Here is a 24,394-nt window from a genome sequence, read left to right as displayed (position 1 = left end):
AGCTAGAACAGGGTGGGGATGGAGGGTTCCAGGCCTCGTAGGGCGTCGTAGTTCACGGTGACGGCCGACAGGCCGCGGTCGGTGGCCAGCCGGCGAGCCTGGGGCGTGATCGACTGGGCGACCAGAATGCCGTGTACCGGGTGCGACAGACCCGGATCCTCGGTCATCCTGGCCACGTAGCGGGTCAGCTGCTCCACGCCGTCGATCTCACCGCGCCGCTTGATCTCGACGGCCACGGTCGAGCCGTCGCCGGCGCGGCAGAGCAGGTCGACCGGCCCGATCCCGGTCTCGTACTCGCGGCGCACCAGCGTCAGGTCGTCGCGGATCGCGTCCGGCCGGTCGGCCAGTAGCACCTGCAGGTGCGCCTCGACGCCGTCCTTCTGCAGGCCCGGGTCGCGACCGAGCTCATGGGACGAGTCGTGCATCACCTCTTCGATGGTGATCAACAAGGACTCGTCGGCCTTGTTGGTGACGCGCCAGCCGCCCTCTTCCTCAGTGAGGACACACGGCGGGCTCATCCAGTTGAGCGGCTTGTAGGCGCGGCCATCGGCGTGGATCGATACGGACCCGTCGGCTTTGACCAGCAGCAGCCGCACCGCGCTGGGCAGGTGGGCGTTGAGCCTGCCGACGTAGTCCACGCTGCACCGAGCGATCACGAGGCGCATTGGCTCACGTTATCGCGGAGTCCCCCGTCTTCCCGGTTTGGGTGACGGCAACGCCAGGTCGCCGAGGATCGTCGCCCGCCGAGGCGGCGGACTCGGGGGACTCGGGGGACGACGACGCCGAGGCGCCCGCTGCCGCCACCAGGTCGTCGAGCAGTACCTTGCGCCCGACGTAGCGGGTGGCCAGCCGATCGGCCTGCTCCGCCGGCAGGCGGCCGAGGCGCACCGGATCGCTGTTGTCCGCCATGTCGGCGCGCTTCACCACGACCGCGAGCGGGTTCGCCGCGACCCTGGCCAGGTAGACCTCGGTGGCCTCACCCGGACGCTTCGACAGGGCGTCCACGGCCGCGACGACCCCCGATGGGTATCCGCGGGCCCTGAGCTCGTCGAGGGTCACGGGCGTGTCCTCGACGACGTCGTGCAGCAGCGCCGCGAGCTGCGCGTGCACCGGGTCCACCCCGGCGGCCGGCGCGGTGCGTTCCACCGTGGCCCGGACCCGCATCGGGTGGCCGATGTACTCCTCGCCGGCCTTGTCCAGCTGCCCGGCGTGCATCTCGGACGCGAACGCGACCGTCTCCTCGAGCGTTGGCGTAGCGGGCGAATCCACGTCGGTGCCCTTCTGGCCGGTCGGTTGGGATCTACCGTCCCGTCTGACGGTCTCATCGACGGTGGCGCTCGGTGCGCTCCGGGTGCCCCAGGACCCCGGTCGCCCGGTCGGCACGGGCTCATGGACCCTTATCCTGTGGCCCCTAGGCACGCATGAGGGCCTTGCCGGCAGGGAAGGTGCGGGGAATGCCGGAGGCGACGGACGAACCCCTATCGGGTGATGGACAGCCGATGCTCTCCCCTAGGGCAGGAAGACCATGCAGACAGGCCCTAGCATCGCCTTCCGTGGAGCGCTTCGTCGTAACCGGTGGATCGAGGCTTGCCGGCCAGATCCATATTCCTGGGGCGAAGAACTCCGTCCTCAAGCTGATGGCCGCCAGCCTGCTCGCGCCTGGCACGACGACGCTGTCGGCGGTGCCGGACATCCTCGATGTCGGCGTCATGGCGGACGTGCTGACCGCGCTCGGCGCGACGGTCCACCGGGACCTGGCCGCCGGGTCGATGGCCATCGACACCCCTGCGATGCCGGGAGCGGCGGCCGACCCCGCGCTGGTGCGCCGGATCCGCGCCTCGGTCGCCATCCTCGGCCCACTGGTCGGCCGGCGCGGTGAGGCACGGGTGGCGCTGCCCGGTGGGGACGCGATCGGTTCCCGGGCGCTCGACATGCATGTCAACGGCCTGCGACGCCTCGGCGCGGTGGTGGACATCGAGGACGGCGCGCTCGTCGCCCGCTCGTCCGGCCGACTGCAGGGCGCGGCGATCTGGCTGGACTTCCCGAGCGTCGGCGCCACCGAGAACCTGCTGATGGCCGGCGTGGTCGCCAAGGGAACAACGGTCATCGACAACGCCGCCCGCGAGCCAGAGATCGCCGACCTGTGCGAGTTCCTGACGGAGATGGGCGCGCGTATCGAGGGAATCGGTGGGTCGACGCTCGTCATCGAGGGCGTGGACGAGCTGCGTCCGGTGGCACACGAGACCGTGCCAGACCGGATCGTCGCCGGGACCTACGCCATCGGCGCGGTGATGACCCGCGGGGACGTGATGATCCGCAACGGGCGCGCTGAGCACCTTGGGATCGTGTTGGAGAAGCTGACGGCCGCTGGGGCCAGCGTCGAGATCGGCGTCGACGGTTTCCGGGTAAGCGCCACGGACCAGCCGCGCTCGATCGACGTCGTCACCCTGCCGTACCCCGGCTTCCCGACGGACCTGCTTCCCCAGATCATCGCCCTGGAGGCCGTCAGCCAGGGCATCTCCCTGATCACCGAGAACGTCTTCGACAGCCGGTTCGTGTTCTGCCGAGAGCTGCTGCGCCTGGGCGCCCAGCTACGCACCGACGGTCATCACGTCGTCGTCCGGCCGTCCCCTCAGCTGGTCGGCACGTCGGTGGTCGCCTCCGACGTGCGGGCCGGAGCGGGCCTGGTGCTCGCGGGCCTGGTCGCCGAGGGGATGACCGAGGTGCATGAGGTCCACCACATCGACCGTGGCTACGCGGGCTTCGTGGAGAACCTTCGGGCCCTCGGCGCCGACATCCGCCGCGATCAGGTCACCGCGGCGGCATGAGGTGAGTGCCAAGGGGATCCGGGTCGCCAGCCGGTGGTTCCGCGCTACCCGGCCTGGCCGCCTGACGGGCGAACGGCACACCGCCGCTCTCGCCACGTAGCTTGGCGGGATACGGGAGCAACCGTCCGGCGGGCGTTGGCCTCGCCACGGCGCCCGCGAACGTCGAGGGCTACCCGGGGGGAGCCGCACCGCGACGCGGGCGCGCTACCGACCCCGGAGGCGCCGGTGGACGCGTGCCTGTGCGATCCTGCCTTTCGATTGCACAGGCCTGAGGCCTACGTCCCCGGGGTAACGACGGGGGAAGGTGTCGAGGCCGAACGGAGGCACGTGCTGGAGATGGACGTACCGATGCCGGCGGGGTCCGACGGCGGGGCCCGCGCCGCCAGCGCGCCCTGGATGACCTGGGTGGAGGATCGGCGCCGGCTCGTGATCGGCGCCGCGTTCGGCCTGGCGGTCGTGCTCGGCATAGTCATCGGCCTGGCCACCGCGCCAGACGGGAACACCTCGGCCGAGCCCGACAGCGCTGGCGCCGCCGCCGCGGCGCGGAGCCCACAGCTGCCCCCGCTCGACTGGGAGGGCAAGCGCTCCCCGGGAACCGCGGTGAACATGAAGGTCGGCGACGAGCTGCGCCCGGCCCTGACCTGGGCAACAGCGGACGCCGCGCTCGCCAAGGCCGGCAAGACCACCTTGTCTGCGGCAGTCCAGGCATCTGGCTCCACGAGCCCGGCAGGCTCGGCGGGTGCCCAGTCAGCCACGGGCGGCGCGGAGCTGACCGCCGACTCCATCACGATCCGACAGGGCGACCTCTACTACGGCGCCGTCGAGGGCTCGAGTGCGGCCACCGACGAGTTCTGGGCCGCCGGTCTCACCGAGACATCGAACACCGCCGTGTCAGTCGCCAAGCTGCACGTCTGGAAGCGGGTCGGTGCCGGGCCGTGGACCGAGGTGGCGAGCGGAGCCGGTGCCTGCGGCAGAGTAGTGCCCAAAACCCTGCTCACCATCTGGGGTCCACCGGCGCTGTGCGCCAGTCAAAGCTGAGCCTCGCACCCTCCCGGCCACCATTCCTATGGGCTCGGGGTCCGCCTACCTAGCATGAGCCGCACCACGGTCCCAGATCGCCCAGGTCAGCGGTGATTGGTGACAGTTCACTTAGCGGGCGCGCGACAGGGTGGCGCCGGTACGCTTTCGCCGTTGGCCACGATCTGGGAGGTGGCGCTTCGCCGGCGCGGCCTCCCCCAGGGTGAGGGGATGGCTGGCGATGGTTGACCAAGCCGGTCAGAGCACGGACAGCGCGGGCACCCGCCCGGAGCGGGATCGGCCGTGGATCGTCCGGACGTACGCGGGCCACTCCAGCGCGGCCGAGAGCAACACGCTCTACCGGCGCAACCTCGCCAAGGGCCAGACCGGGTTGTCGGTCGCCTTCGACCTGCCGACGCAGACCGGCTACGACCCCGACCACGTGCTCGCCCGCGGCGAGGTCGGCAAGGTCGGCGTACCCGTCGCGCACGTGGGCGACATGCGAGCGCTCTTCGAGGGCATCCCGCTCGACCGGATGAACACCTCCATGACGATCAATGCCACCGCGATGTGGCTGTTGGCTCTCTACCAGGTCGTCGCGGAGGAGCAGGGCGTCGGCCCGGCCGCGCTCAACGGGACCACCCAGAACGACATCATCAAGGAGTACCTGTCCCGCGGGACCTACGTCTTCCCGCCGGGGCCGTCGCTTCGGCTGATCACCGACCTCATCGCCTACACGGTGACCGAGATCCCTAAGTGGAACCCGATCAATGTCTGCAGCTACCACCTGCAGGAGGCCGGCGCCACGCCGGTGCAGGAGCTGGCCTACTCGATCTGCACGGTGATCGCGGTGCTGGACGCCGTGGTCGCCTCCGGACAGGTGCCGACGGAGCGGATGGGTGACGTCTGCGCCCGGATCTCCTTCTTCGTCAACGCCGGGGTGCGCTTTGTCGAGGAGATGTGCAAGATGCGCGCCTTCGGGGCGCTGTGGGATGACCTGCTGCGCACCCGCTACGGCGTCGAGAACCCCAAGCACCGCCGGTTCCGCTACGGCGTGCAGGTCAACTCGCTCGGCCTGACCGAGGCGCAGCCGGAGAACAACGTGATCCGGATCGTTCTCGAGGCACTCGGCGTCACCCTGTCGAAGGACGCTCGCTGCCGGGCGCTGCAACTGCCGGCCTGGAACGAGGCGCTCGGCCTGCCGCGGCCGTGGGACCAGCAGTGGTCGCTGCGCATCCAGCAGATCCTGGCCTACGAGACGGACCTGCTGGAGTACGAGGACATCTTCGAGGGCTCGGTCGTCATCGAGAAGCGGGTCGCCGAGCTGGTCGAGGCGGCACGGGCCGAGATCGACCGCGTGCAGGCGATGGGCGGCGCGGTCGCCGCCGTCGAGTCCGGCTACATGAAGTCCCAGCTCGTCGCCTCGCAGGCGGCCCGCCGCGGCCGGATCGAGAGTGGCGAGGACGTCGTCGTCGGCGTGAACCGGTTCACCGAGACCGAGCCGAACCCGCTGATCGCCGACCTGGACGCCGCGATCCAGACGGTCAACCCGGCGGTCGAGGCGGCGGCGAAGGAGGCACTGGCCTCCTGGCGGGCGAAGCGCGACCCGGCCGCCGTCGACGAGGCGCTGCTGGCGCTGCGCGAGGCGGCCAAGTCCGACACCAACCTGGTCCCGGCGACGCTCGCCTGCGCCCGCGTCGGTGTCACCACCGGCGAGTGGTCCGAGGTGCTGCGCGAGGTCTTCGGCGAGTACCGGGCGCCCACCGGAGTGTCCGGCGTGACCGTCGGCGCGTCGGCCGGCACCGCCGCGGGCGACGAGCTGGCCGCCGTCCGGGAGCGGGTCGCCGAGACCGGCCGCGAGCTGGGCCGCCGGGTGAAGGTCCTCATCGGCAAACCCGGCCTGGACGGGCACTCCAACGGCGCCGAGCAGATAGCGGTGCGCGCCCGCGACGCCGGTTTCGAGGTCGTCTACCAGGGCATCCGCCTGACGCCAGAGCAGATCGTCGCCGCCGCCGTCCAGGAGGACGTCCACCTCGTCGGCCTGTCGATCCTGTCCGGCTCGCACCTCGAGCTGGTTCCTCAGGTGCTCCACGGCCTGCGCGCCGCCGGCCTCGACGACCTCCCGGTCGTCGTCGGCGGCATCATCCCCGACCGCGACGCCGAGACCCTGCGCTCCGCCGGCGTCGCCGCCGTCTACACCCCCAAGGACTACGGCCTGACCGCGATCATGTCCGGCTTCGTCGACATCATCCGCCACGCGGGCGGCCTGTCCTGACACCCCCGCGCGCAACGACCGCTCACGCTCGCCCCGCCTGCAAATCGGCGCAGTTTTATATCACCCTGTCTTGACAGGGTGATATAAAACTAGTCCATGGCAGCCAGCCGCCAGAGCCTCACTCGCGAGATCGACCGAGCGCTCCAGGAGGTGCTCGGCGGGCGCAGGGCGTCCGAGCTGGAGTCGCTGACTCTGGACTTCAAGGAGCTCAAGCGGCCCGCGGCCAATGACCGCGACCCGCTCAAGGCCGCGGCCACGGACCTGGCCGAAGCTGTCGCCTGCCTGTCGAACAGCCGAGGTGGCACAGTCATCGTCGGCATTTCGGACGCCAGCTCCGGACAGGCAGCCGTAGTCGGCGTTCCGGACAATCTCGATGCCGACGAACTGCGGCGACGGATCTGGCAGCTGACCTCACCGCCACTCGTTGTCGATCTCGAGGACCGGCAGGTCAGCGGCCATCGCATCCTGTTGCTAGCTGTAGAACCCGGGTTCGACCTTGTCCGCGTGGGCGGCAAACTGCGGGAACGAATCGGCACCTCCTGCGAGCCGCTGACAGCCGCGCGAGAAGCCGCCATGCGGGAGGACCGACGGGGCTACGACTGGTCCGCCGAGCGAACGCACCTGCGTGTGGAGGATGTCTCCGCCCGTGCCGAAGAGGAGGCGCGGCGCCTTCTCGTCGAGGCAGGTGACGCGCAGAGCCGCCGACGGGCCGAGTTGAGCACCGCGGATCTGCTTCGTGAATGCGGGGTGCTGCTGGACGACGGGCACCTGACACGAGCGGGTGCATTGCTGTTCTGCGCAGCCACGGGGTTGGCCGCCGAACCATCCCTGCACTACCTGCGGCGGCGCACGCCGGCCGGTTCCCTCGCTCGTCCGCCGTCTGTCCACGACACTCCGTTGATCGTCGCGGTCGTCGACGTACTGCGTGGCATCGACGCAATCAACGAAACTACGTCCGTGACGCTGCCGACTGGCGTCCAACAGCAGTTGGAGACGATCCCCGGTCCGGCCGTTCGGGAAGCGGTCGTGAACGCGGTCGCGCACCGCGACTACCGTCACCCAGAACCGATCGTGCTCGAGCACAGCCCGAGCCGCCTCGTCGTCACCTCGCCGGGTGACCTGGTGTTCGGAGTGACCGAGGAGAACATCCTCACGCACGTGTCGAAGCCGAGGAACCGCTGCCTGATCGACGCGCTACGGGTCCTTCGCCTCGCGGAGCGAGCCGGTACCGGAGTCGACGTCATGGTCCGCGCGATGGTGCGCGCCGGGCACACCCCTCCGGTGTTTCACAGCGGCGGAGGCAGCGTCCGGGTCGTGCTCGACGGCGGCGCGCCGGCCGCCCGGCTCTCCGTCATGATCGCCAGCCTGCCGTCCGAGATCCAGGACGACACAGACGCCATCCTGGTCATCCACTACCTGCGCTCCCACCCGACCGTCGATGCCCCGACGATCGCTCCGGTCCTGCAGAAGAGCGTCGAGGAGGCCAGCGAGGCGCTCCGGCGGCTGTCCGACGACGCCTACGACCTCCTCGAGCCAGCACGCGAGACCCGCCGTTACCGGCTACCGACCTACCGGTTCCGGGAACGGGTCCGCGCCGAGCTCGGCGCCCTGCTCCCGTACCACCGCAACTCCTCGGACGAATCCGAACGACGAATAGTCGCCCACCTGCGTGAGTACGGGACCATCTCCAACCAGACCGTCCAGAACCTCCTGCTCGTGGGCAGCCAACGCGCCAGTGTCATCCTGCGCTCCCTCGCGGAGCGAGGCGTCATCGAGCGAACCGCCGACTCCCCAACCCGCGGCCCAAGCGTCCGCTACCAACCCGGTCCAGCCTTTCCCACCAAGAAGCGCTGACGGCCGCCCTGCCCTGTCCGCCGCATCAGGCTGGGCCGCCGCGACGGTGTTCCAGCTCGGCCCGAACCTCGTCGAGCGTGGACGTCTCGCCAACGGCGATGTCCTCCCGAGCTACCTCCGGTACCACGTGATGCTCGCGCGCGTCCGCACCCTACGTGGCGACTTCCACACCATCGAAAGTACGCACAGAGCCGTCCCTGGGACAGTCCGGTTCGTCCGCCACACCGTGGTATAGCGGACGAACCCCACACGGTTTGCCGAGCTACCGGTCAGGGCTGCTGGTTCAGGTTGGCCATCTGCTCCGGGGTGATGACGTCTCCGCAGGTGGCCGTGGAACTGGCCGGCTGGAACTTCGACCCGTCCAGGCTGATCTTGATGGTGTAGTAGCAGGTGGAGGTCTGGCGGAAGTTCGTCGACAGGTCGTTGCTGGCGTCGGGCGTCAAACCCGCTCCGTCGTAGTCCTTGACGGCGCGTAGGCCGGAGATGAACGACTCCCTGGTGGGGCATTTTCCGGCGGCTTCGAGGCCGCGGAGGAACAGGTCGGCGGAGATCCAGCCGTCCACCGCGATGTCCTGGGTCGGTGGTTGGATCTCCGGGGCGTACTTGTTCATCGCCTGCTCGAACTTCTGCTGCGCCGGAGTGTTGAGCTCGAAGGGCTGGGTGGTGGTGGAGATGGACACGCCGGCGAGTGCGCGGCCGTACTGGGCGAGGACGCTGTTGTCGTAGCCCAGCGGCATCAGCGCGACTTTGAGGCTGCCACCCAGGGCCACGCCGATCCTGGCGAGTTCCGGCAGCAGCTTGGCGGCATCGGCCGGCATCAGCACGCCCGCGAGGGCGTCGATGTTGTTTTCCTTGATCTGCTGGGCGACGGTCTGGAAGCTCGTGATCTCGCTGGTGTAGAACGTCTTGACGACCTTGACGTTGCTTGCCTTCAGGCTCGCCACGACCTGCTGCGTGTAGTCCCCGCCCGTGGCGCTCCCGTCGATCGCGAAGAGGGCCGCACGGGTGCCGCCCTGGTCGTGGATGTACTTGCCCAAGGTCGTGCTGGAGCCCTTCCCGAGGTAGAACCACGAGAACATGTTGTCCATCCCCAACCAGACCGGCTCGCTGGCGATGCCCGTTACCGGGACGTTGCGCTCCTGCAAAAGCTTGGCCGAGTCCGCGCCGGTGCCGCCGGGCGCATGGATGAGCCCGAAGATCTTCTCACGGTCGAGGAGCTCCTGGGTCACGGACAGGCTGAGCGCCGTGTCGCCTCCGTTGTCCCGCCAGGCGTAAGTGACCTTGCGGCCGTAGACGCCGCCGTCCTCCTCGTTGGCGGCGTGGAAGCGGGCGTCCACGCCGGCCCGGAAGGCACGCATGGAGTCGGCCCCCGGGCCGGTGTCACTCCAGACCATGCCGGCCTTGACCTCGGTGGGCGTGATGCCGGGCGCCGTCGCCGAGCACGCCCCGCCCGCCCCGCTCGCACCCGCGCCGCCGCAGGCGACCAGGGAAGCGGCCAGGCCGCTGGCACCAATCGCGAGCGCAGCCACTCTCAGTAATCGCTCGCTGGCTAGCAATAACACTTGTGGCTCCTTCGGTGTCATGGCGGCGGTACGCGCCCGAGTGGGCAAGCGTCCACCGTGCGGGAGAGAGTCGCACGTCAACACGGCCGCGGTCTCGCGCTGGGGATGGCAAATCCGGCACCTTGGTGCGTCGGCTCTGGCGTGGCCGGTGCCTCCCACGACGGCCGCGAACATCGCCTCCGGGCAGTCGGCCCGTGCCGCCGCCGACCTGCTCCAAGCGCTCAGATCCGCCGCGTCCGCCGACCCGGACTGCACCCGGTTCCCACGCTTCGGCGCGCACGACGACGCGACTCTCGTCTGGGCTCAGGTGTGATCTCGGGTGATCGAGTTAGGCGCCCGTACGCGCCTCGGCCATAGGGTCGCTCCATGGCTGTCCATCTGACGCGCATCTACACGAGGACTGGTGACGACGGGACGACCGCGTTGGGGGATATGTCGCGGACGGTGAAGACGGATCCGCGCCTGGGGGCGTACGCGGATACCGACGAGACGAACGCGGCGATCGGCGTGGCGCTGGCGCTCGGTGGGTTGTCGGACGAGGTGCGCGAGGTGCTCCAGCAGATCCAGAACGACCTGTTCGACGTCGGCGCCGATCTGTCGACGCCGGTCGTGCCGGACCCCAAGTACCCACCGCTGCGGGTGACACAGGCGTATGTCGACCGGTTGGAGGCGGCCTGCGACCGGTTCAACGAGGACCTGCCGAAGCTCGACTCGTTCATCCTGCCGGGCGGCACAGCGGGGGCCGCGCTGCTGCACGTGGCCCGGACGGTCTCGCGGCGCGCGGAGCGCAGCGTCTGGACGCTCCTCGCGGTCGACGGGGAGCGGACGAACCCGCTGACGGCCCGCTACCTCAACCGCCTCTCCGACCTGCTGTTCATCCTGAGCCGCGTCGCCAACCCCGGCGGTGACGTCAAGTGGCGCCCAGGCGGCAACGCCTGACCGGAGCTGTGAGCGGATCGCGCCACACAGCGCGCTCTCGTTGACAAGTCAGGAAACAACAGCGGCGGGGCGCGTTCGTGGTGAACGCGCCCCGCCGTGGAGTTCAGCGTGGGACCTGGCCAGCGGCCGTCAGGACTTCAGCGCCGCCGTCTCGGCGAGGATGCTGACGCCGTCCTTGGTGACGGAGATGAACCCGCCGCCGACGGTGTAGAGGAAGTCGCCCCCGTCGGTCTCCACCTTGACGTCGCCGCCGTCCCTCAGCACGCCCAGCAACGGGACGTGCCGTGGCCAGACACCGAGGTCGCCGTCGGTGGTCGTGGCGAGGACGAAGTTCGCCTCGCCGGACCAGATCTCCTCCTCCGGGGAGACGATCGCGACCCGCATCGTCGCCACTACAGGTTCTCCGCGTTCTTCTGCGCGTCCTCGATCCCGCCGCACATGAAGAAGGCCTGCTCCGGCAGATGGTCGAACTCGCCGAGGGTCATCCGCTTGAACGAGTCGATCGTCTCGGCGACCGGGACGAACTTGCCGGGAATGCCGGTGAACTGCTCGGCGACGAAGAACGGCTGCGACAGGAACCGCTGGATGCGCCGGGCCCGCCGGACGAGGACCTTGTCCTCCTCGGAGAGCTCGTCGATGCCGAGGATGGCGATGATGTCCTGCAGGTCCTTGTAACGCTGCAGGATCCGCTGCACCTCGCGCGCGGTGTCGTAGTGCTCCTGGCCGACATACCGGGCGTCCAGGATCCGGGACGTCGACTCCAGCGGGCTCACCGCTGGGTAGATGCCGAGGTCGGAGATCGACCGGTCGAGCACGGTCTGGGCGTCGAGGTGGGTGAACGTGGTCGCCGGCGCCGGGTCGGTCAGGTCGTCGGCGGGCACGTAGATGGCCTGCAGCGACGTGATGGAGTGGCCTCGGGTCGAGGTGATCCGCTCCTGCAGCACGCCCATCTCGTCGGCCAGGGTCGGCTGGTAGCCCACGGCCGACGGCATACGGCCGAGCAGCGTGGACACCTCGGAGCCGGCCTGGGTGAACCGGAAGATGTTGTCGATGAACAGCAGCACGTCCTGCTTCTGGACGTCGCGGAAGTACTCGGCCATGGTCAGCGCGGCCAGCGCGACCCGCAGCCGGGTGCCCGGAGGCTCGTCCATCTGGCCGAAGACCAGCGCGGTGTCGTCGATGACGCCGGCCTCGGTCATCTCCAGGAACAGGTCGTTACCCTCGCGGGTGCGCTCGCCGACGCCGGCGAACACCGAGACGCCACCGAACTCCTTGGCGACTCGACGGATCATCTCCTGGATGATGACGGTCTTGCCGACGCCGGCGCCGCCGAACAGGCCGATCTTGCCACCGCGGACGTACGGGGCCAGCAGGTCGATGACCTTGATGCCCGTCTCGAACATCGCGGTCTTGGACTCGAGCTGGTCGAACGCCGGGGCGGACGCGTGGATCGGCATGTAGGTCTCGGCGTCGACGGACTCGACGTCGAGCGGCTGGCCGAGCACGTTGAACACGTGCCCCTTGGTCGCGTTGCCGACCGGGACCGAGATCGGCGCGCCGGTGGCCTTGACCGGGGCACCGCGGACCAGGCCGTCGGTCTGCTGCATGGAGATCGCCCGGACGGTGTTGTCCCCGATGTGCTGGGCGACCTCAAGGGTAAGGGTGGCGGTCTCGTCGCCGAGCGTGCGCTCGACGTGCAGGGCGTGGTAGATCTCCGGGAGCTCCTCGGGAGCGAACTCCACGTCGACAACCGGGCCGATGACTCGGGCGACCCGGCCGATCCCCGTTGAGCTGGTGGTGACGGTCATGGCGTCCTCGATCTTCACTAGAGCGCCGAAGGGGGCGCGTACTGCGATTTCTCCGCGCCCCCGGAGGCCCACGTGCTACCGATGGGACCCCTAAGGGCTGGCTTGGCGCCCTCGGCCACCCACGGCGTCAGGCAGTCTCTTCTGTTCGGCAGTGCTGCGGTACCGCGTCTGTCGAGCGGTGCTGCGGTGCTGAAGTGCTGCGATATCGCGGTGATACGTGATCTTTCGGATGATGCTTGGTCTTACGGGTGGTGCCACGTCTTTCAGGTGGTGCCACGTCTTTCGGACCACATCAGCGGCGTCCGACGGGCCGAGTTCCGGGCCTCCGTCGGGCGCGTCGCCACCGGCTCGATCAGACCGCCCGCCAAACTGCCTGGCCGACGGTCCGATCGCGAACCTTTGACCTCGCTGTGGTAGTTGTCCCCACCTACCATGCCTTACGGATCCGATCCCGGCACCCCACCCGCCATCAGACGGGAGCCGACTACTACCCGCGCCGTTCGCTACCCGGCGTCCGCCAGCGCGTTCGCGCCGCCGACGATCTCCGAGATCTCCTGGGTGATCGCCTCCTGGCGGGCCCGGTTGGCCAGCCGGGTGTAGGTGCGGATGAGCTCCTCGGCGTTGTCCGTCGCCGACTTCATCGCCCGTTGCCGGGAGGCCGACTCCGAGGCGGCCGCCTCGAGCAGCGCGACGTAGAGACGGCTCTCGACGTAGCGGGGCAGCAGCGCGTCGAGCACCCCCTCCGCCGACGGCTCGAACTCGTACACCGGCAGCGGACCGCCCACCGGCGCCTCGGTCGTCTCCTCCAGCACCATCGGCAGCAGCCGGTGCGCCTCGGGCGTCTGCGTCAGCGCGCTGACGTACTCGGTGTAGACGATGTGGATCTCGCCCACGCCGCCGTCAGCCTCGTCGGTGACGAACGCCCCGAGCAGCTCGTCCGCGATCGCCTTCGCGTCCGCGTACGACGGCTGCTCGGTGAACCCGGTGAACTCGCTCGCGAGCTCCCGGCCACGGAACCGGTAGTACGTGACGGCTTTGCGGCCGACCGCGTACAGGGCCACGGACTTGCCCTCGTCGTCGAGCAGCTCCATGAGCTCGCCCGCCCGCCGCAGTGCGTTGGAGCTGTAGCCGCCCGCGAGGCCGCGGTCGGAGGTCACGACCACCACCGCGGCCCGGGTGACCCCGGACCGCTCGGTGGTCAGCGGGTGGTTGACGGTCGACTGCGACGCCACCGCGCTGATCACCCGGGTGATCTCGGCCGCGTACGGCCGGGACGCCGCGACCCGCGCGCGGGCCTTGGCGATCCGGGACGCCGCGATGAGCTCCATCGCGCGGGTGATCTTCTTCGTCGACTGGACCGTGCGGACACGCCGCCGATACTCGCGAAGCTGGCCGGCCACTGGATCAGACCTTCTCGACCGGCTTCGGGCGGTGCACCCGGATCGCTTCCTGCTCGATCTCCTCGGGCTCCAGCGCGTCGGGGGCCGCCTCGTTGACCAGCGGCTGGCCGGACGAAAGCGTGAACTGCCCCTTGAACTCGCCGATCGCCTTCTCCAGGTCGGCCACCGTCGAGTCGTCGAGCTTGCCCGTGGCCGAGATGACCTCGTAGATGCCGGCGTACGACCGGCTGAGGAAGTCGAGGAACTCGGTCTCGAACCGGCGGATCTCCCCGACCGGGATCTCGTCGAGCTTCCCGGTGGTGCCGGCCCAGACCGACGCGACCTGGCGCTCGACCGGGAACGGCTGGTTCTGCGGCTGCTTGAGCAGCTCGACGAGCCGCGAACCACGGGCGAGCTGGTCGCGCGAGGCCTTGTCCAGGTCGGAGCCGAACGACGCGAACGACTCCAGCTCGCGGTACTGGGCGAGGTCGAGGCGCAGGCGGCCGGCGACCGACTTCATCGCCTTGACCTGCGCGCTGCCGCCGACCCGGGACACCGAGGTACCGACGTTGATGGCCGGCCGCACACCCTGGTTGAACAGGTCCGACTCCAGGAAGATCTGGCCGTCGGTGATGGAGATGACGTTCGTCGGGATGTACGCCGAGATGTCGTTGCCCTTGGTCTCGATGATCGGCAGGCCGGTCATCGAGCCGCCACCCAGCTCGTCGGACAGCTTCGCGCAGCGCTCCAGCAGGCGGGAGTGCAGGTAGAAGACGTCTCCCGGGTAGGCCTCACGGCCCGGCGGGCGGCGCAGCAGCAGCGAGATCGCGCGGTACGCCTCGGCCTGCTTCGAGAGGTCGTCGAAGACGATCAGCGCGTGCTGGCCGTTGTACATCCAGTGCTGGCCGATGGCCGAGCCGGTGTACGGGGCGATGTACTTGAAGCCGGCCGGCTCGTCAGCGGGAGCCGCGACGATCGTGGTGTACGCCAGCGCGCCGGCCTCTTCCAGCGTGTTGACGACCTCACGGATGGTCGACTTCTTCTGGCCGATGGCGACGTAGACGCACTTGACCTGCTTCTTCGGGTCGCCGCTCTCCCAGTTCGCGCGCTGGTTGATGATCGCGTCGATGGCGACGGTGGTCTTGCCCGTCTGCCGGTCACCGATGATCAGCTGCCGCTGGCCGCGACCGATGGCGGTCATCGCGTCGATGGCCTTGATGCCGGTCTGCAGTGGCTCCTTGACCGGCTGGCGCTGCACGACCGTGGGCGCCTGCAGCTCCAGGGCACGCTCGCCCTCGGTCTCGAGCGGGCCGAGGCCGTCGATCGGCCGGCCCAGCGGGTCGACGACTCGCCCGAGGAAGCCGTCGCCGACCGGGGCCGCCAGGATGCGCCCGGTCCGGCGGACCTCCTGGCCCTCCTCGATGTGCGAGCCCTCACCGAGGATGACGCAGCCGATCTCGCCGACCTCTAGGTTGAGCGCGAGGCCGAGCACGCCGCCGGAGAACTCCAGCAGCTCGTTGGTCATGGTGTGCGGGAGGCCCTCGACCCGGGCGATCCCGTCACCGGTCAGGATGACGCGGCCCACCTCCTCCCGGTCGGCGGAGGTGGCCTGGAACGATTCGACGTAGTCCCGGAGGGCGTCGCGAATCTCCTCCGGCCGGATGGTCAGCTCTGTCATCGCTTCGGTCCTTCATTGCGGGGCATGGGAATCGGTCGCCCAGCATGGGTATGTCCGGCCTCGAAGAGGACGGCAAGTACGGAGTCGGCCTTTGTCGGGACCGGAACCTTCAGTTCGGAGCAGGCGAGGGACGCGAGGCCGCGCCGTCGGCGGTGACCGCCGGCGGCGTGGCCTCGTACCTGGGTCGTCATGCTCACCGGCGCTACCGCGCCAGAGCCTGGCGGGCGGCGGCGAGCCGGCGCAGCACGGACCCGTCGACGAGCTCGTCGCCGACCCGCACGACGACACCGCCGAGCACGGCGGGGTCGAGGTCGGTCTGCACCTGGATCTCGCGGCCGAAGTACCGGGACAGCGCCGTGCGCAGCCGGGTGAGCTGGTCGCCGTCGAGTGGCACGGCGGTGCGCACGACGGCGACCACGCGGTCGCGGCGCGCGGCGGCGATCCGGCTGAACTGCTCGATCCGCCGGGAGAGGTCGCCGAACTCCCGGTCGGCCACGGCCTGCTTGGCCAGCCGCACCGTCACCGGGTGCGCCTTGCCGGCCAGCAGCCGCTCGACGAGCGTCTCCTTGAGCGCCCCGGGCGCGGCCGGGTCGGTGAGCGCGAGCGAGAGCTGCGGGTTGCGGTCGAGGATCCGGCCGAACCTGAACAGCTCGTCCTCGACCTCGTCCAGCGCGCCCGCGGTTTCGGCGTCGACGAGCAGCGCCTCCACGGACAGCTCGATCAGGCCGAGCCGCAGGTCGAGCGGACGCGTCCAACGGCGCGCGACGGCCGACTTGACGACGGTGAGCGAGTCCTCGCCGAGCTGGGCCGCGAACAGCCGTTCAGCGAGGATCTCGCGGGCACCGGCGGGCACGCTCGAGTCAGCGAACGCGCGCCGCAGGGTCAGATCCTCACCGAGCAGGTCGGCGACGGCGCGCAGATCGGCACCGATCCGCCCCGCGTCCGGCCGTCTCGCCTGACCGGCCACGGCCCCGCCACCCGGCGGGACCGCGGTGATCTGGTCAAGGGTCGCCCGCGCCGCGACGAGAGCCGCCCGGCTGGGTCCCTCCACCGTCAGCCTCCCGACCCGGCGGGCGCGGCCGCGGCAGCGTCACCGGAAGCGTCGAGCGCCGCGATGAAGTCGTCGATCAGGTGGGCGTGCTCCTCCGGCCGAGCCAGCTCGTGCCCGACGATCTTGGTGGCGAGCTCGAGAGCCACCCCACCCAGCTCGGCGCGCAGCGAGTTGACGATCTGCGATCGCTCCGCCGCGAGCTGCGTCTCGCCGCGGGCCCGGATCTCAGCGACCTCGCGGTCGGCCTGGGCCCGCAGGTCCGCCACGATCTGACGGCCCTGCACGGCCGCCTCGTCGCGGATTCGCGACGCCTCGGCGCGTGCCTCGGCGAGCTGCGCGCGGTACTGCTCCAGCAGTGCCTGCGCCTCCACCTGAGCGGCCTCGGCCCGAGCCAGGCCGCCCTCGATGCGCTCGGTCCGGTCCGCGTAGAACTTCTGGATCTGGGGCTTGACCTTCCAGAAGAAGAACGCGACGAGCAGCCCGAACGAAACAATGCCGATGATGAGTTCGCCCACCGGCGGAACCAGGACGTTTTCGTCCGAGTGATCCGTGGTGGTGGCGGCGAGCAGGATTGTCGACGTGGCGCTCACGCTCGTCCTCGGATTACTTGAAGACGAACGGAACGACGAAACCGATCAGGGCGAGCGCCTCGACCAGGGCGAATCCGATCAGCATGTACCGGAAGGCGACCTGCTCTGCCTCCGGCTGGCGGGCGATGGCCTGCACGCCCAGACCGAAGATGAGACCAATGCCGATACCCGGGCCGATGGCGGCGAGGCCGTAGGCGACGGCGCCGAGGTTACCGCTGACGGCGTCGGTGGCCGCCAGAACGACGGGTGAAGCCATGTGAGGTGTTCCTTATCCTGTCGGGCACCGGGACTCACCGGTGCGGGTCGTGGTGTCCGAAAAATCAGGAGTGCGCCGCGACGGCCGCGACGGGCGCGGACTCGGGCTCGGGCGCTTCGGTGCCGTGCTCCGCGTTCGGGTCGTCGTGGCCGCCGCCGTGGGCGGCCAGCGCGCCACCGATGTACGCGGCGGTGAGCACGGTGATGATGTAGGCCTGCAGCAGGTCGATGACCAGCTCGAACCCGGTCATGATGACCGTCATCAGGAACGAGAAGGCGCCGAACACGTACGGCGGCCGCTGGATCATGTACTCCGCGCCGAGGCTGAAGATGAGGAGCAGCATGTGGCCGGCGAACATGTTCGCGAAGAGCCGGACCGCGAGCGTGAAGGGCCGCACGATCAGCGTCGACAGGATCTCGATCGGCGCGAGGATGAGCCGGATCGGCAGCATCGCCTGCGGCGCCGGGTCGACCATCTCCTTGAAGTACGCACCCGCGCCGTTGGCCCTCATACCGACCCAGTTGAAGATCACCCAGGTGATGATCGCCAGCACCATCGGGATGGCGATGCGCGACGTGGCCGGGAACTGCGCCACCGGAATGATGGCAAGCAGGTTGCAGACCGCGACGAAGCAGAACAGCACCATCAGGTAGGGGGTGTACCGTGGGCCGGTCTTCCCGATGATCTCGCGCGAGATCTGGCCGTCGATGAAGTCGTAAATCGACTCGGCGAAGTTCTGCAGCCCACGAGGGACGATCGAGGCGCGACGGTACGCGAGCCAGAACAGGACACCGACGAACAGCGCCGAGAAGATCACCAGCGCGGTGGCCTTGTTCAGGTAGAAGTTGAAGGGACCCAGGTCCACGTCAAACCAATGCGGCGGGTTGAAGACCGCGGTCGTAGGACCCTCGAAGCCCTCGTCACTAGCGGCGAGGACGGGCACGCAACACACCTCCATGATCTAAATTTCAACGCAGTGTCACCAGGCGAACCAGGCCCGCCCCACGTAGGAGGGGACCCCACCCTACCGGCACCGCAGGCTCAACCGCCCGAGTTGTACGCATCGTGAGCGCCGCCCGAGCTTAGAGACTAACGATGCCCATGGCCCATGGACATGCGTGGACCGCATGATCGCATGTCCTTCGGCCAGGCGCGTGGCCCAGCGGCAGACCGTCTCCGGCGGGGCCGACGTGTCGGCGCCCGGTACCGCGAATACTATCCACACCTCCGCCATCGCGGCACGCGCTGCGATCCGCCCCGCGTCGGGTTCATCTACACGTTGCCGCCGCTTTTCGGTCTGTTGTGCGCCCCTTGGCGTTACGGGGGCGCGCGGACACGCGGAGCGACATTTCGGACAGCGGACGATTCACCCGATCGCGCTGCGCACCGAACCGGCCGAGGCCCCCGGCTACGCACCGCCACCGACCACGCGGTCCAGCCATGGGACTCGCCCCGCGACCAGGACCCGGCCTACCGGCGCAGCGCCTGGTAGATCACCAGGTAGAGGGCCGCGGCGAGGCCGAGCACGATCCCGATCGGCAGGAACACGTTGTGCAGGCCGGTGAGCCGGTCGATGCCCCACCCGACCAGGCCCCAGAAGGCGATGCCGGCGCCGAGCGTGCCGACCGCGTTCCAGGCCTCACCCGGGGTGCGCTCCCGGTTCGGCGGCCGGCTTCCGCCCCCCGCTGGTCCGCCGCCGCCCCGCCGGGCTTTCCCGGCGCGACGGTCACCGTCGCCGCTGGGCTCCCGGCCCACGCCCCTGTTCGTCGAGCTCATCGCCTGCCCGCTACCCGCGCGAGCCGGGCGCCGACGCGCCGCGCGCCGAGGACCGGGTGGCGTGGCCGTCCGGCCGGCCGGCGGCGTCGGGGTGGCGGGCGGCGAACGTGGTCGGGTCGAAGAACGGCACCCGGGTGCGGGTGGCGGCCCACACCTCGGCACCGACCCACCCGAACACGCCAGCGAGCACCGTCCAGGCCAGCGTCGAGAGGTTCACCGCCTCCACCCCGTCCAGTGCCACCAGCAGCACCCCGAGCAGGAGGATCTTGAAGCCGTAGATGCCGAGCGCGGCCGGCAGCAGCAGCTGCGGCGCCCGGCGAGCCACGAAACCGACCGCGATCTTGCTGGCGGAGAAGAAGATCACGACGATTCCGACGCCGAGAAGCGCCGCCGCGACACCCGGCCAGCCCCGCAGGCCCGCACCGAGCGCGACAGCGCCGACGGCGATCACCGCGCTGACCATCAACCCGAGCCTGATGATCGGCGCGCTGCTCAGCGGCTGCCGAGGAGCGGCGCCCACGGGCGGCTTCGTCTCGGTCGCGCGGCCGTCGGCGGGCGCGTCGCCCACTCTTCCTGTCACCAACAGGCTCTCCTTCGTGACCGCCGGGCCTTCGTGACCGTTCAGGCCCCGCCCACTGGCGCGGACACCACCTCCACGGTATCGGCCGGCGGCCCACGCCAGCTCGGCCAAGGCGACCCCGACCACATTGGCCCCCGGCGGGACGGGCCAGGGCCGTCCCGCCCAGCCCGGACCGGGCGTCAGGGTGAGGTCGACACGCCCGCGGCGTTGGCCGCGCGCCGCGCGGTGCGTTGGCCGAGCAGGAGCAGCACCACGAGGCCAAGCAGGCCAAACCCGAGGGTCGCGAGCAGGATCGGCAGCGGCGCGGACGAGAACGACGCCGCCACCCCGCCGAACCCGATGAGCGCGGCCCAGAAGTACATGAACAGCACGGCCCTGACCTGCGACTTGCCAATCTCCAGCATGCGGTGGTGCAGGTGCATCTTGTCCGGCGCGAACGGCGAGCGGCCGGCCCTCGTCCGGCGGATGACCGCGAGGCCGAGATCGAGGAACGGCACCATCAGCACGGCGATCGGGATCGCGAGCGGGATCAGCGACGGCAGCGAGCGGGACGGGCCGGCGTAGCCGCCGTAGGCGACCTGGCCCGTCACCGAGATCATCGACGAGGCCGACAGCAGGCCGATGAGCATCGACCCGGAGTCGCCCATGAACAGCTTGGCCGGGTTGAAGTTGTGGGGCAGGAAGCCGATGCAGACACCCGCCGTGACGGCGGCCAGCAGCGCCGCCGGCGCGGCCCGCTCGAAACCGTTGAGGACGGCGAGCGAGTAGGCGAAGTAGAACGTCGCCCCGGCGGCGATCGCGGCGACGCCGGCGGCCAGCCCGTCCAGACCGTCGATGAAGTTCATCGCGTTGACGAGGACGACGACGGCGAGGATCGAGATCGGTACGGCGGTCTCCGGGCCGAGGCTGAGCGTCGTCTCGCTGTCCCAGTTGATGGCGAACGAGAACTGCACCCCGAGCTGCACCATCACGGCGGCGGCCACCATCTGGCCGGCCAGCTTGGTCAGCGAGTCCAGCTCCCACTTGTCGTCGGCGACGCCGAGCAGGCAGATCAGGGTCGCCGCGATGAGCACGGCGCGCGGCTCGGACCAGTCGCGCGAGACCTGCGACAGGAACGGCAGCCGGTCGGCGACCGCGAGCCCGGCGTAGAGGCCTGCCAGCATCGCGAGCCCGCCGAGCCGCGCCGTCGGCATGACATGTACGTCTCGGGCCCGCACCCCGGCGACGGCGCCGATGCGTAGCGCCAGCGCCCTCGCGACCGGCGTCGTCAGGTAGGTGACAGCCGCCGCGACGACGAAGACGAGCGCGTACTCACGCACGGCGCCGCTCCCCACCGCCGCAGGTCATGAGGAGACTCCCGCCGGCGCCTCGACCAGAGGCAGCACCGCGCGCAACGTCGCCAGGTCGATCGCGCCGAGCCGGACCACCCGGGGAATCTCGGTGGTGCAGTCGACGATCGTGGACGCGATGCCCACCGTCACGGGTCCGGCGTCGAGGTAGACCTCCACCTGTTCGCCGAGCTGGGCCACGGCCTCGTCCGCGGTGGTCGCGGCCGGCCTGCCGGACCGGTTCGCGCTGGAGACGGCCATCGGCCCCGTCCGGCCGAGAAGGTCGATCGCGACCGGGTGGAGAGGCATCCGCACCGCCACCGTGCCACGGCTGTCACCGAGATCCCAGCGCAGCGAAGGAGCCTGCTGCACGATGACGGTCAGGCCGCCGGGCCAGAACGCCCTGGTGAGCTCGCGTACGGGCATGGTGACGTTGTTGACCAGGCCCTCGAGCGTCCGCCACGAGCCGATCAGGACGGGCACCGGCATATCCCGGCCGCGTCCCTTCGCGGCGAGCAACGCCCGCACCGCGGAGGCGTCGAACGCGTCCGCGCCGATCCCGTACACCGTGTCGGTGGGCAGGACGACGAGGTCGCCCCGCCCGACCGCGCCCGCGGCCGCCTCCAGGCCAGTCCGCCTGGCCGCCTCGTCCGTGCAGTCGAACCGCCGCATGATCCCTCGCCGAACCTCCGTCGTGCGACCGTCTGGGCCGCCTGGACGGCGCCCAGGCGTGAAGCCGCCTGTTCCAGGGCCGGCCTGCCCCTTGGGGCACAAACCTACGCCGGGCCCGGCGCGGCGCGGCGCTCCGCCCCGCTAGATCGCCCGGCCTGTCGCCTCCCTCAGACAGCGCCTTCGGCGCGATCTGAGGACTTCAGCAGACGGCCCGTGACGAAACGATCTCGTCCCAGGAGATCGCGGTGGGTGGCGATCTCGGACCAGCCGCCGGCGGCGGCCAGCAGCTCCCGCGCGGCCGGGCCCTGGCCGTCGGCGTGCTCCATCGCGAACACCCCGCCTGGACGCAGCAGGCCCATCGCGGTCGAGACCACGGCGCGTGGGCCCGCGAGCCCGTCCGCGCCGCCGCCCCACAACGCCCAGGGCGGGTCGTGGTCGCCCACCTCGGGACTGACGACGGCCCGGTCCGCGTCCGGCAGGTACGGCGGGTTCGAGACGACGGCGTCCACCCGCCCGGCCAACCGGGCGAGCGCGCTCAGCGCGGGCACGTGCGCCCAGCCCTCGGGTGCCGGTACACCCGCCGCCGCCGGCGTGCCGGCACCCGCGACGTCGGCGGCGTGCACCGAGACGGGCAGGCCCGTCGCGGTGACGTTGTGCCGCAGCCAGCGCAGCGCCAGAGGGTCGGCCTCGACCGCGTGTACCTCCGCGCCAGGCACCTCGTCGGCGAGCGCGAGCGCGATCGCCCCCGACCCGGCGCACAGGTCCACGCAGACGAAGCGCGCCGCACCGTCCGCGGGGACGCCCGCGCCCGCCTCGCCCCCGCGGGTGGCGGCGGCAGCGGCGGCGGCCTTCAACGCGTCGATCACCCAGCCGGCGACCGTCTCGGTCTCCGGCCGGGGCACGAAGACCCCGGGTCCGACGGCGAGCGTGAGGTGACGGAAGTAGGCCTCGCCGGTGAGGTGCTGCACCGCCCCCCGCCGTGTCCGGCTCGTGACCAGGTCGCGCAGCCGCTCGGCGGCGTCCGGCGCGATCTCCCGAACCAGCGGCAGCCGCCCGCGCGCGACCCCCAGCGCGTGCGCGGCGAGCAGCTCGGCGTCGTTGCGCGGGCTCGCCACACCCGCTTCGGCGAGCCGCCGCGCCGCCGAGGCGAGCTCGGCCGCGAGCGGGACGTCAGCGGCCGCGGAGCGGGCCGGCGTCGCCGGGACCGCCGGCATCGCCGGGACCGCCGGGCCGCTCACTCAGCCGTCCTCGCCGGGGTTTTCCGCGAGCCTCTCGGCGAGGTCCGCCGCGATGAGCGCGTCGAGCACGTCGTCGAGCTCGCCGTCGAGGACCTGCTCCAGGTTGTGCGCCTTGTACCCGACCCGGTGATCGGCGATCCGGTTCTCCGGAAAGTTGTACGTCCGCACCTTGTCCGAACGGTCCAGGGTGCGGACCTGGCTGGCCCTCGCCGCGGACTTCTCCGACTCGGCCTTCTCCCTCGCCATCGCCAGCAGCCGGGCGCGCAGGATCCGCAGCGCCGACTCCTTGTTCTGCAGCTGGCTCTTCTCGTTCTGGCAGGAGACGACGACCCCGGTGGGCAGGTGGGTGATACGCACCGCCGAGTCGGTGGTGTTGACGCTCTGGCCGCCAGGCCCGGACGAGCGGAAGACGTCGATGCGCAGGTCGTTCGGGTCGATCTCGACGTCGACCTCCTCTGCCTCCGGCATGACCAGCACGCCCGCCGCGGACGTGTGGATGCGCCCGGCCGACTCGGTCACCGGCACCCGCTGGACGCGGTGCACACCGCCCTCGAAGCGCAGCCGGCCGAACACACCGGGCTGGCCGGGGGGGACCTGGCCGCGGTACTTCACCGCGACGCTGACGTCGCGGTAGCCGCCCAGGTCGCTGGGGTTGGCGTCGAGGATCTCGGTCTTCCAGCCGCGCCGCTCGGCGTAGCGCAGGTACATCCGCAGCAGGTCGCCGGCGAACAGCGCTGACTCCTCGCCGCCCGCTCCGGCCTTCACCTCGAGAATGGCGTCCCGGCTGTCGTCCGGGTCGACCGGCACCAGCAGGCTCCGCAGCCGCTGGCGCAGCTCGCCGACGACGACCTCCAGGTCGGCCACCTCGGAACGGAACGACGCGTCCTCGGCGGCCAGCTCCCGGGCCGTCTCCAGGTCGCCGTTCGCCTCCTCGATCTCACGCGCGAGCTCGACGACGGGCGAAAGCTCCGCGTACCGCCGCCCCAGCGAGCGAGCCTGGGCCGCATCGTTGTGCACGGCGGGGTCGGCGAGCCGCTTCTCGATGTCGGCGTGCTCGACGAGCAGCTTCTCCAGCGCGGACGCCATCAGTAAACCTCTTCAACAAATCGGTGGTGTGAAACGGGAACGGCGCCCGCCCGGTCCATACCGGACGAGCGCCGCACCGCCGCTACACCAACCGCGGTCCCCTGCCCGATCCGGCAGGTCGGCGATCAGGGAGGTCCGGGGCGGACGCCCCGACGCCCCGCCTACTGGTTGCCGGAGACCTTCTGGCCAGGCTGGCGCTTGCCGAACCGGCGCTCGAACTTCTCCACTCGGCCGCCGACGTCCATGATCTTCTGCTTGCCGGTGTAGAACGGGTGGCACTGCGCGCACACCTCGACGTTGATCGAGCCGTTCTCCTTGGTGCTGCGCGTGGTGAACGTGTTCCCGCACGTACAGACCACGGAGGTCTCGTGGTACGTCGGGTGGATGTCAGCCTTCATGTTCCCTCTTCTCACCTGGCCGCCGGGTCGCCGTCGCAGCCGCGACGACGTGAACCGGAGCCTCCAACCGGCCCAAGTC

The 24,394-nt window shown here is 70.5% G+C and carries 24 protein-coding genes; 6 read left to right on the top strand and 18 right to left on the bottom strand.

Annotated features, from left to right (window positions below; all coding sequences use genetic code 11):
* Positions 1–2: 2 nt before the first annotated feature.
* Both nucS and FRCN3DRAFT_RS43920 read right to left on the bottom strand, forming a co-directional pair.
* Complete coding sequence (gene nucS, locus FRCN3DRAFT_RS0211150) at positions 3–665, bottom strand: endonuclease NucS (protein WP_007514743.1); 663 nt, start codon at positions 663–665, stop codon at positions 3–5.
* Positions 666–669: 4 nt separating this feature from the next.
* Positions 670–1,269, bottom strand: a complete 600-nt coding sequence (locus tag FRCN3DRAFT_RS43920) for an HD domain-containing protein (protein ID WP_007514742.1) — start codon at positions 1,267–1,269, stop codon at positions 670–672.
* 284 nt (positions 1,270–1,553) lie between these two features.
* Between FRCN3DRAFT_RS43920 and murA the strand changes: the two genes are divergently transcribed.
* From murA to FRCN3DRAFT_RS43915, 4 genes are all read left to right on the top strand, one after another.
* A complete protein-coding gene (gene murA / locus FRCN3DRAFT_RS0211140; RefSeq protein ID WP_007514741.1) occupies positions 1,554–2,828 on the top strand; it encodes a UDP-N-acetylglucosamine 1-carboxyvinyltransferase in 1,275 nt (424 codons plus the stop codon).
* 348 nt (positions 2,829–3,176) lie between these two features.
* Entirely contained in the window at positions 3,177–3,866 is a 690-nt protein-coding gene (locus FRCN3DRAFT_RS0211135; RefSeq protein WP_131803459.1) for a hypothetical protein, read from the top strand.
* Between the two features lie 220 nt (positions 3,867–4,086).
* Entirely contained in the window at positions 4,087–6,120 is a 2,034-nt protein-coding gene (locus tag FRCN3DRAFT_RS0211130) for a protein meaA (protein WP_007514739.1), read from the top strand.
* Positions 6,121–6,216: 96 nt separating this feature from the next.
* On the top strand, positions 6,217–7,974 hold the full coding sequence (locus FRCN3DRAFT_RS43915) for an ATP-binding protein (RefSeq protein WP_007514738.1): 1,758 nt from the start codon (positions 6,217–6,219) through the stop codon (positions 7,972–7,974).
* Between the two features lie 269 nt (positions 7,975–8,243).
* Here the strand turns inward: FRCN3DRAFT_RS43915 and FRCN3DRAFT_RS0211115 are convergent, their stop codons facing one another.
* Positions 8,244–9,557 carry an ABC transporter substrate-binding protein gene (locus FRCN3DRAFT_RS0211115; protein ID WP_063630153.1) on the bottom strand — a complete coding sequence of 438 codons (1,314 nt, stop codon included), beginning with the start codon at positions 9,555–9,557 and terminating at the stop codon, positions 8,244–8,246.
* 127 nt (positions 9,558–9,684) lie between these two features.
* Here FRCN3DRAFT_RS0211115 and FRCN3DRAFT_RS53975 point away from each other — a divergent pair, with 127 nt between their 5' ends.
* A complete protein-coding gene (locus FRCN3DRAFT_RS53975) occupies positions 9,685–9,849 on the top strand; it encodes a hypothetical protein (protein WP_157845202.1) in 165 nt (54 codons plus the stop codon).
* A 53-nt stretch (positions 9,850–9,902) separates the two neighbouring features.
* Positions 9,903–10,475 (top strand): cob(I)yrinic acid a,c-diamide adenosyltransferase, encoded by a 573-nt coding sequence (locus FRCN3DRAFT_RS0211105; protein ID WP_007514734.1) that lies wholly within the window; start codon positions 9,903–9,905, stop codon positions 10,473–10,475.
* A gap of 129 nt (positions 10,476–10,604) precedes the next feature.
* Here the strand turns inward: FRCN3DRAFT_RS0211105 and FRCN3DRAFT_RS0211100 are convergent, their stop codons facing one another.
* The 15 genes from FRCN3DRAFT_RS0211100 to rpmE form a co-directional block, all read right to left on the bottom strand.
* Positions 10,605–10,859 carry a F0F1 ATP synthase subunit epsilon gene (locus tag FRCN3DRAFT_RS0211100; RefSeq protein ID WP_035927401.1) on the bottom strand — a complete coding sequence of 85 codons (255 nt, stop codon included), beginning with the start codon at positions 10,857–10,859 and terminating at the stop codon, positions 10,605–10,607.
* Between the two features lie 8 nt (positions 10,860–10,867).
* Positions 10,868–12,283: a F0F1 ATP synthase subunit beta gene (atpD, locus tag FRCN3DRAFT_RS0211095; protein ID WP_007514732.1), complete on the bottom strand. Its 1,416-nt coding sequence runs from the start codon at positions 12,281–12,283 to the stop codon at positions 10,868–10,870.
* Positions 12,284–12,786: 503 nt separating this feature from the next.
* A complete protein-coding gene (locus tag FRCN3DRAFT_RS0211090; RefSeq protein WP_007514731.1) occupies positions 12,787–13,683 on the bottom strand; it encodes a F0F1 ATP synthase subunit gamma in 897 nt (298 codons plus the stop codon).
* 4 nt (positions 13,684–13,687) lie between these two features.
* A complete protein-coding gene (gene atpA / locus FRCN3DRAFT_RS0211085) occupies positions 13,688–15,340 on the bottom strand; it encodes a F0F1 ATP synthase subunit alpha (RefSeq protein ID WP_007514730.1) in 1,653 nt (550 codons plus the stop codon).
* A gap of 202 nt (positions 15,341–15,542) precedes the next feature.
* Positions 15,543–16,391: a F0F1 ATP synthase subunit delta gene (locus FRCN3DRAFT_RS0211080; RefSeq protein WP_007514729.1), complete on the bottom strand. Its 849-nt coding sequence runs from the start codon at positions 16,389–16,391 to the stop codon at positions 15,543–15,545.
* A 2-nt stretch (positions 16,392–16,393) separates the two neighbouring features.
* Positions 16,394–16,981, bottom strand: coding sequence for a F0F1 ATP synthase subunit B (locus tag FRCN3DRAFT_RS0211075; protein WP_007514726.1), 588 nt, complete (start codon positions 16,979–16,981; stop codon positions 16,394–16,396).
* A 13-nt stretch (positions 16,982–16,994) separates the two neighbouring features.
* Positions 16,995–17,237: an ATP synthase subunit c family protein gene (locus tag FRCN3DRAFT_RS0211070; RefSeq protein WP_007514724.1), complete on the bottom strand. Its 243-nt coding sequence runs from the start codon at positions 17,235–17,237 to the stop codon at positions 16,995–16,997.
* A gap of 64 nt (positions 17,238–17,301) precedes the next feature.
* A complete protein-coding gene (gene atpB / locus FRCN3DRAFT_RS0211065; protein WP_035924632.1) occupies positions 17,302–18,195 on the bottom strand; it encodes a F0F1 ATP synthase subunit A in 894 nt (297 codons plus the stop codon).
* 512 nt (positions 18,196–18,707) lie between these two features.
* Positions 18,708–19,013, bottom strand: coding sequence for an AtpZ/AtpI family protein (locus FRCN3DRAFT_RS56065; protein ID WP_007514721.1), 306 nt, complete (start codon positions 19,011–19,013; stop codon positions 18,708–18,710).
* 10 nt (positions 19,014–19,023) lie between these two features.
* On the bottom strand, positions 19,024–19,593 hold the full coding sequence (locus FRCN3DRAFT_RS54970; RefSeq protein WP_198535959.1) for a Cg1360 family ATP-synthase-associated protein: 570 nt from the start codon (positions 19,591–19,593) through the stop codon (positions 19,024–19,026).
* Between the two features lie 179 nt (positions 19,594–19,772).
* On the bottom strand, positions 19,773–20,912 hold the full coding sequence (locus FRCN3DRAFT_RS0211050; protein ID WP_007514717.1) for an MraY family glycosyltransferase: 1,140 nt from the start codon (positions 20,910–20,912) through the stop codon (positions 19,773–19,775).
* Between the two features lie 24 nt (positions 20,913–20,936).
* Positions 20,937–21,593, bottom strand: a complete 657-nt coding sequence (locus FRCN3DRAFT_RS0211045; protein ID WP_007514715.1) for an L-threonylcarbamoyladenylate synthase — start codon at positions 21,591–21,593, stop codon at positions 20,937–20,939.
* 167 nt (positions 21,594–21,760) lie between these two features.
* Positions 21,761–22,831, bottom strand: coding sequence for a peptide chain release factor N(5)-glutamine methyltransferase (prmC, locus tag FRCN3DRAFT_RS0211040; protein ID WP_007514714.1), 1,071 nt, complete (start codon positions 22,829–22,831; stop codon positions 21,761–21,763).
* Positions 22,832–23,917 carry a peptide chain release factor 1 gene (prfA, locus tag FRCN3DRAFT_RS0211035; protein ID WP_007514712.1) on the bottom strand — a complete coding sequence of 362 codons (1,086 nt, stop codon included), beginning with the start codon at positions 23,915–23,917 and terminating at the stop codon, positions 22,832–22,834.
* A gap of 161 nt (positions 23,918–24,078) precedes the next feature.
* The gene (gene rpmE / locus FRCN3DRAFT_RS0211030) at positions 24,079–24,315 is read right to left on the bottom strand and encodes a 50S ribosomal protein L31 (RefSeq protein WP_007514710.1); all 237 of its coding nucleotides are present in this window, start codon (positions 24,313–24,315) and stop codon (positions 24,079–24,081) included.
* Positions 24,316–24,394 lie beyond the last annotated feature (79 nt).

It is taken from the genome of Pseudofrankia saprophytica (assembly GCF_000235425.2).
GTDB classification, from domain to species: Bacteria; Actinomycetota; Actinomycetes; order Frankiales; family Frankiaceae; genus Pseudofrankia; species Pseudofrankia saprophytica.
Note: the sequence above shows the minus strand (reverse complement) of the source record. Positions and strands in the feature narration are given on the sequence as shown.

What these genes read in the sequence shown, in the direction of transcription:
- nucS (WP_007514743.1), bottom strand. Translation starts at nt 665, where the DNA reads ATGCGCCTCGTGATCGCTCGGTGCAGCGTGGACTACGTCGGCAGGCTC.
- FRCN3DRAFT_RS0211135 (WP_131803459.1), top strand. Translation starts at nt 3,177, where the DNA reads ATGCCGGCGGGGTCCGACGGCGGGGCCCGCGCCGCCAGCGCGCCCTGG.
- FRCN3DRAFT_RS0211130 (WP_007514739.1), top strand. Translation starts at nt 4,087, where the DNA reads ATGGTTGACCAAGCCGGTCAGAGCACGGACAGCGCGGGCACCCGCCCG.
- FRCN3DRAFT_RS43915 (WP_007514738.1), top strand. Translation starts at nt 6,217, where the DNA reads ATGGCAGCCAGCCGCCAGAGCCTCACTCGCGAGATCGACCGAGCGCTC.
- FRCN3DRAFT_RS0211115 (WP_063630153.1), bottom strand. Translation starts at nt 9,557, where the DNA reads ATGACACCGAAGGAGCCACAAGTGTTATTGCTAGCCAGCGAGCGATTA.
- FRCN3DRAFT_RS0211105 (WP_007514734.1), top strand. Translation starts at nt 9,903, where the DNA reads ATGGCTGTCCATCTGACGCGCATCTACACGAGGACTGGTGACGACGGG.
- FRCN3DRAFT_RS0211100 (WP_035927401.1), bottom strand. Translation starts at nt 10,859, where the DNA reads ATGCGGGTCGCGATCGTCTCCCCGGAGGAGGAGATCTGGTCCGGCGAG.
- atpD (WP_007514732.1), bottom strand. Translation starts at nt 12,283, where the DNA reads ATGACCGTCACCACCAGCTCAACGGGGATCGGCCGGGTCGCCCGAGTC.
- atpA (WP_007514730.1), bottom strand. Translation starts at nt 15,340, where the DNA reads ATGACAGAGCTGACCATCCGGCCGGAGGAGATTCGCGACGCCCTCCGG.
- FRCN3DRAFT_RS0211070 (WP_007514724.1), bottom strand. Translation starts at nt 17,237, where the DNA reads ATGGCTTCACCCGTCGTTCTGGCGGCCACCGACGCCGTCAGCGGTAAC.
- atpB (WP_035924632.1), bottom strand. Translation starts at nt 18,195, where the DNA reads ATGGAGGTGTGTTGCGTGCCCGTCCTCGCCGCTAGTGACGAGGGCTTC.
- FRCN3DRAFT_RS56065 (WP_007514721.1), bottom strand. Translation starts at nt 19,013, where the DNA reads ATGAGCTCGACGAACAGGGGCGTGGGCCGGGAGCCCAGCGGCGACGGT.
- FRCN3DRAFT_RS0211045 (WP_007514715.1), bottom strand. Translation starts at nt 21,593, where the DNA reads ATGCGGCGGTTCGACTGCACGGACGAGGCGGCCAGGCGGACTGGCCTG.
- prfA (WP_007514712.1), bottom strand. Translation starts at nt 23,917, where the DNA reads ATGGCGTCCGCGCTGGAGAAGCTGCTCGTCGAGCACGCCGACATCGAG.
- rpmE (WP_007514710.1), bottom strand. Translation starts at nt 24,315, where the DNA reads ATGAAGGCTGACATCCACCCGACGTACCACGAGACCTCCGTGGTCTGT.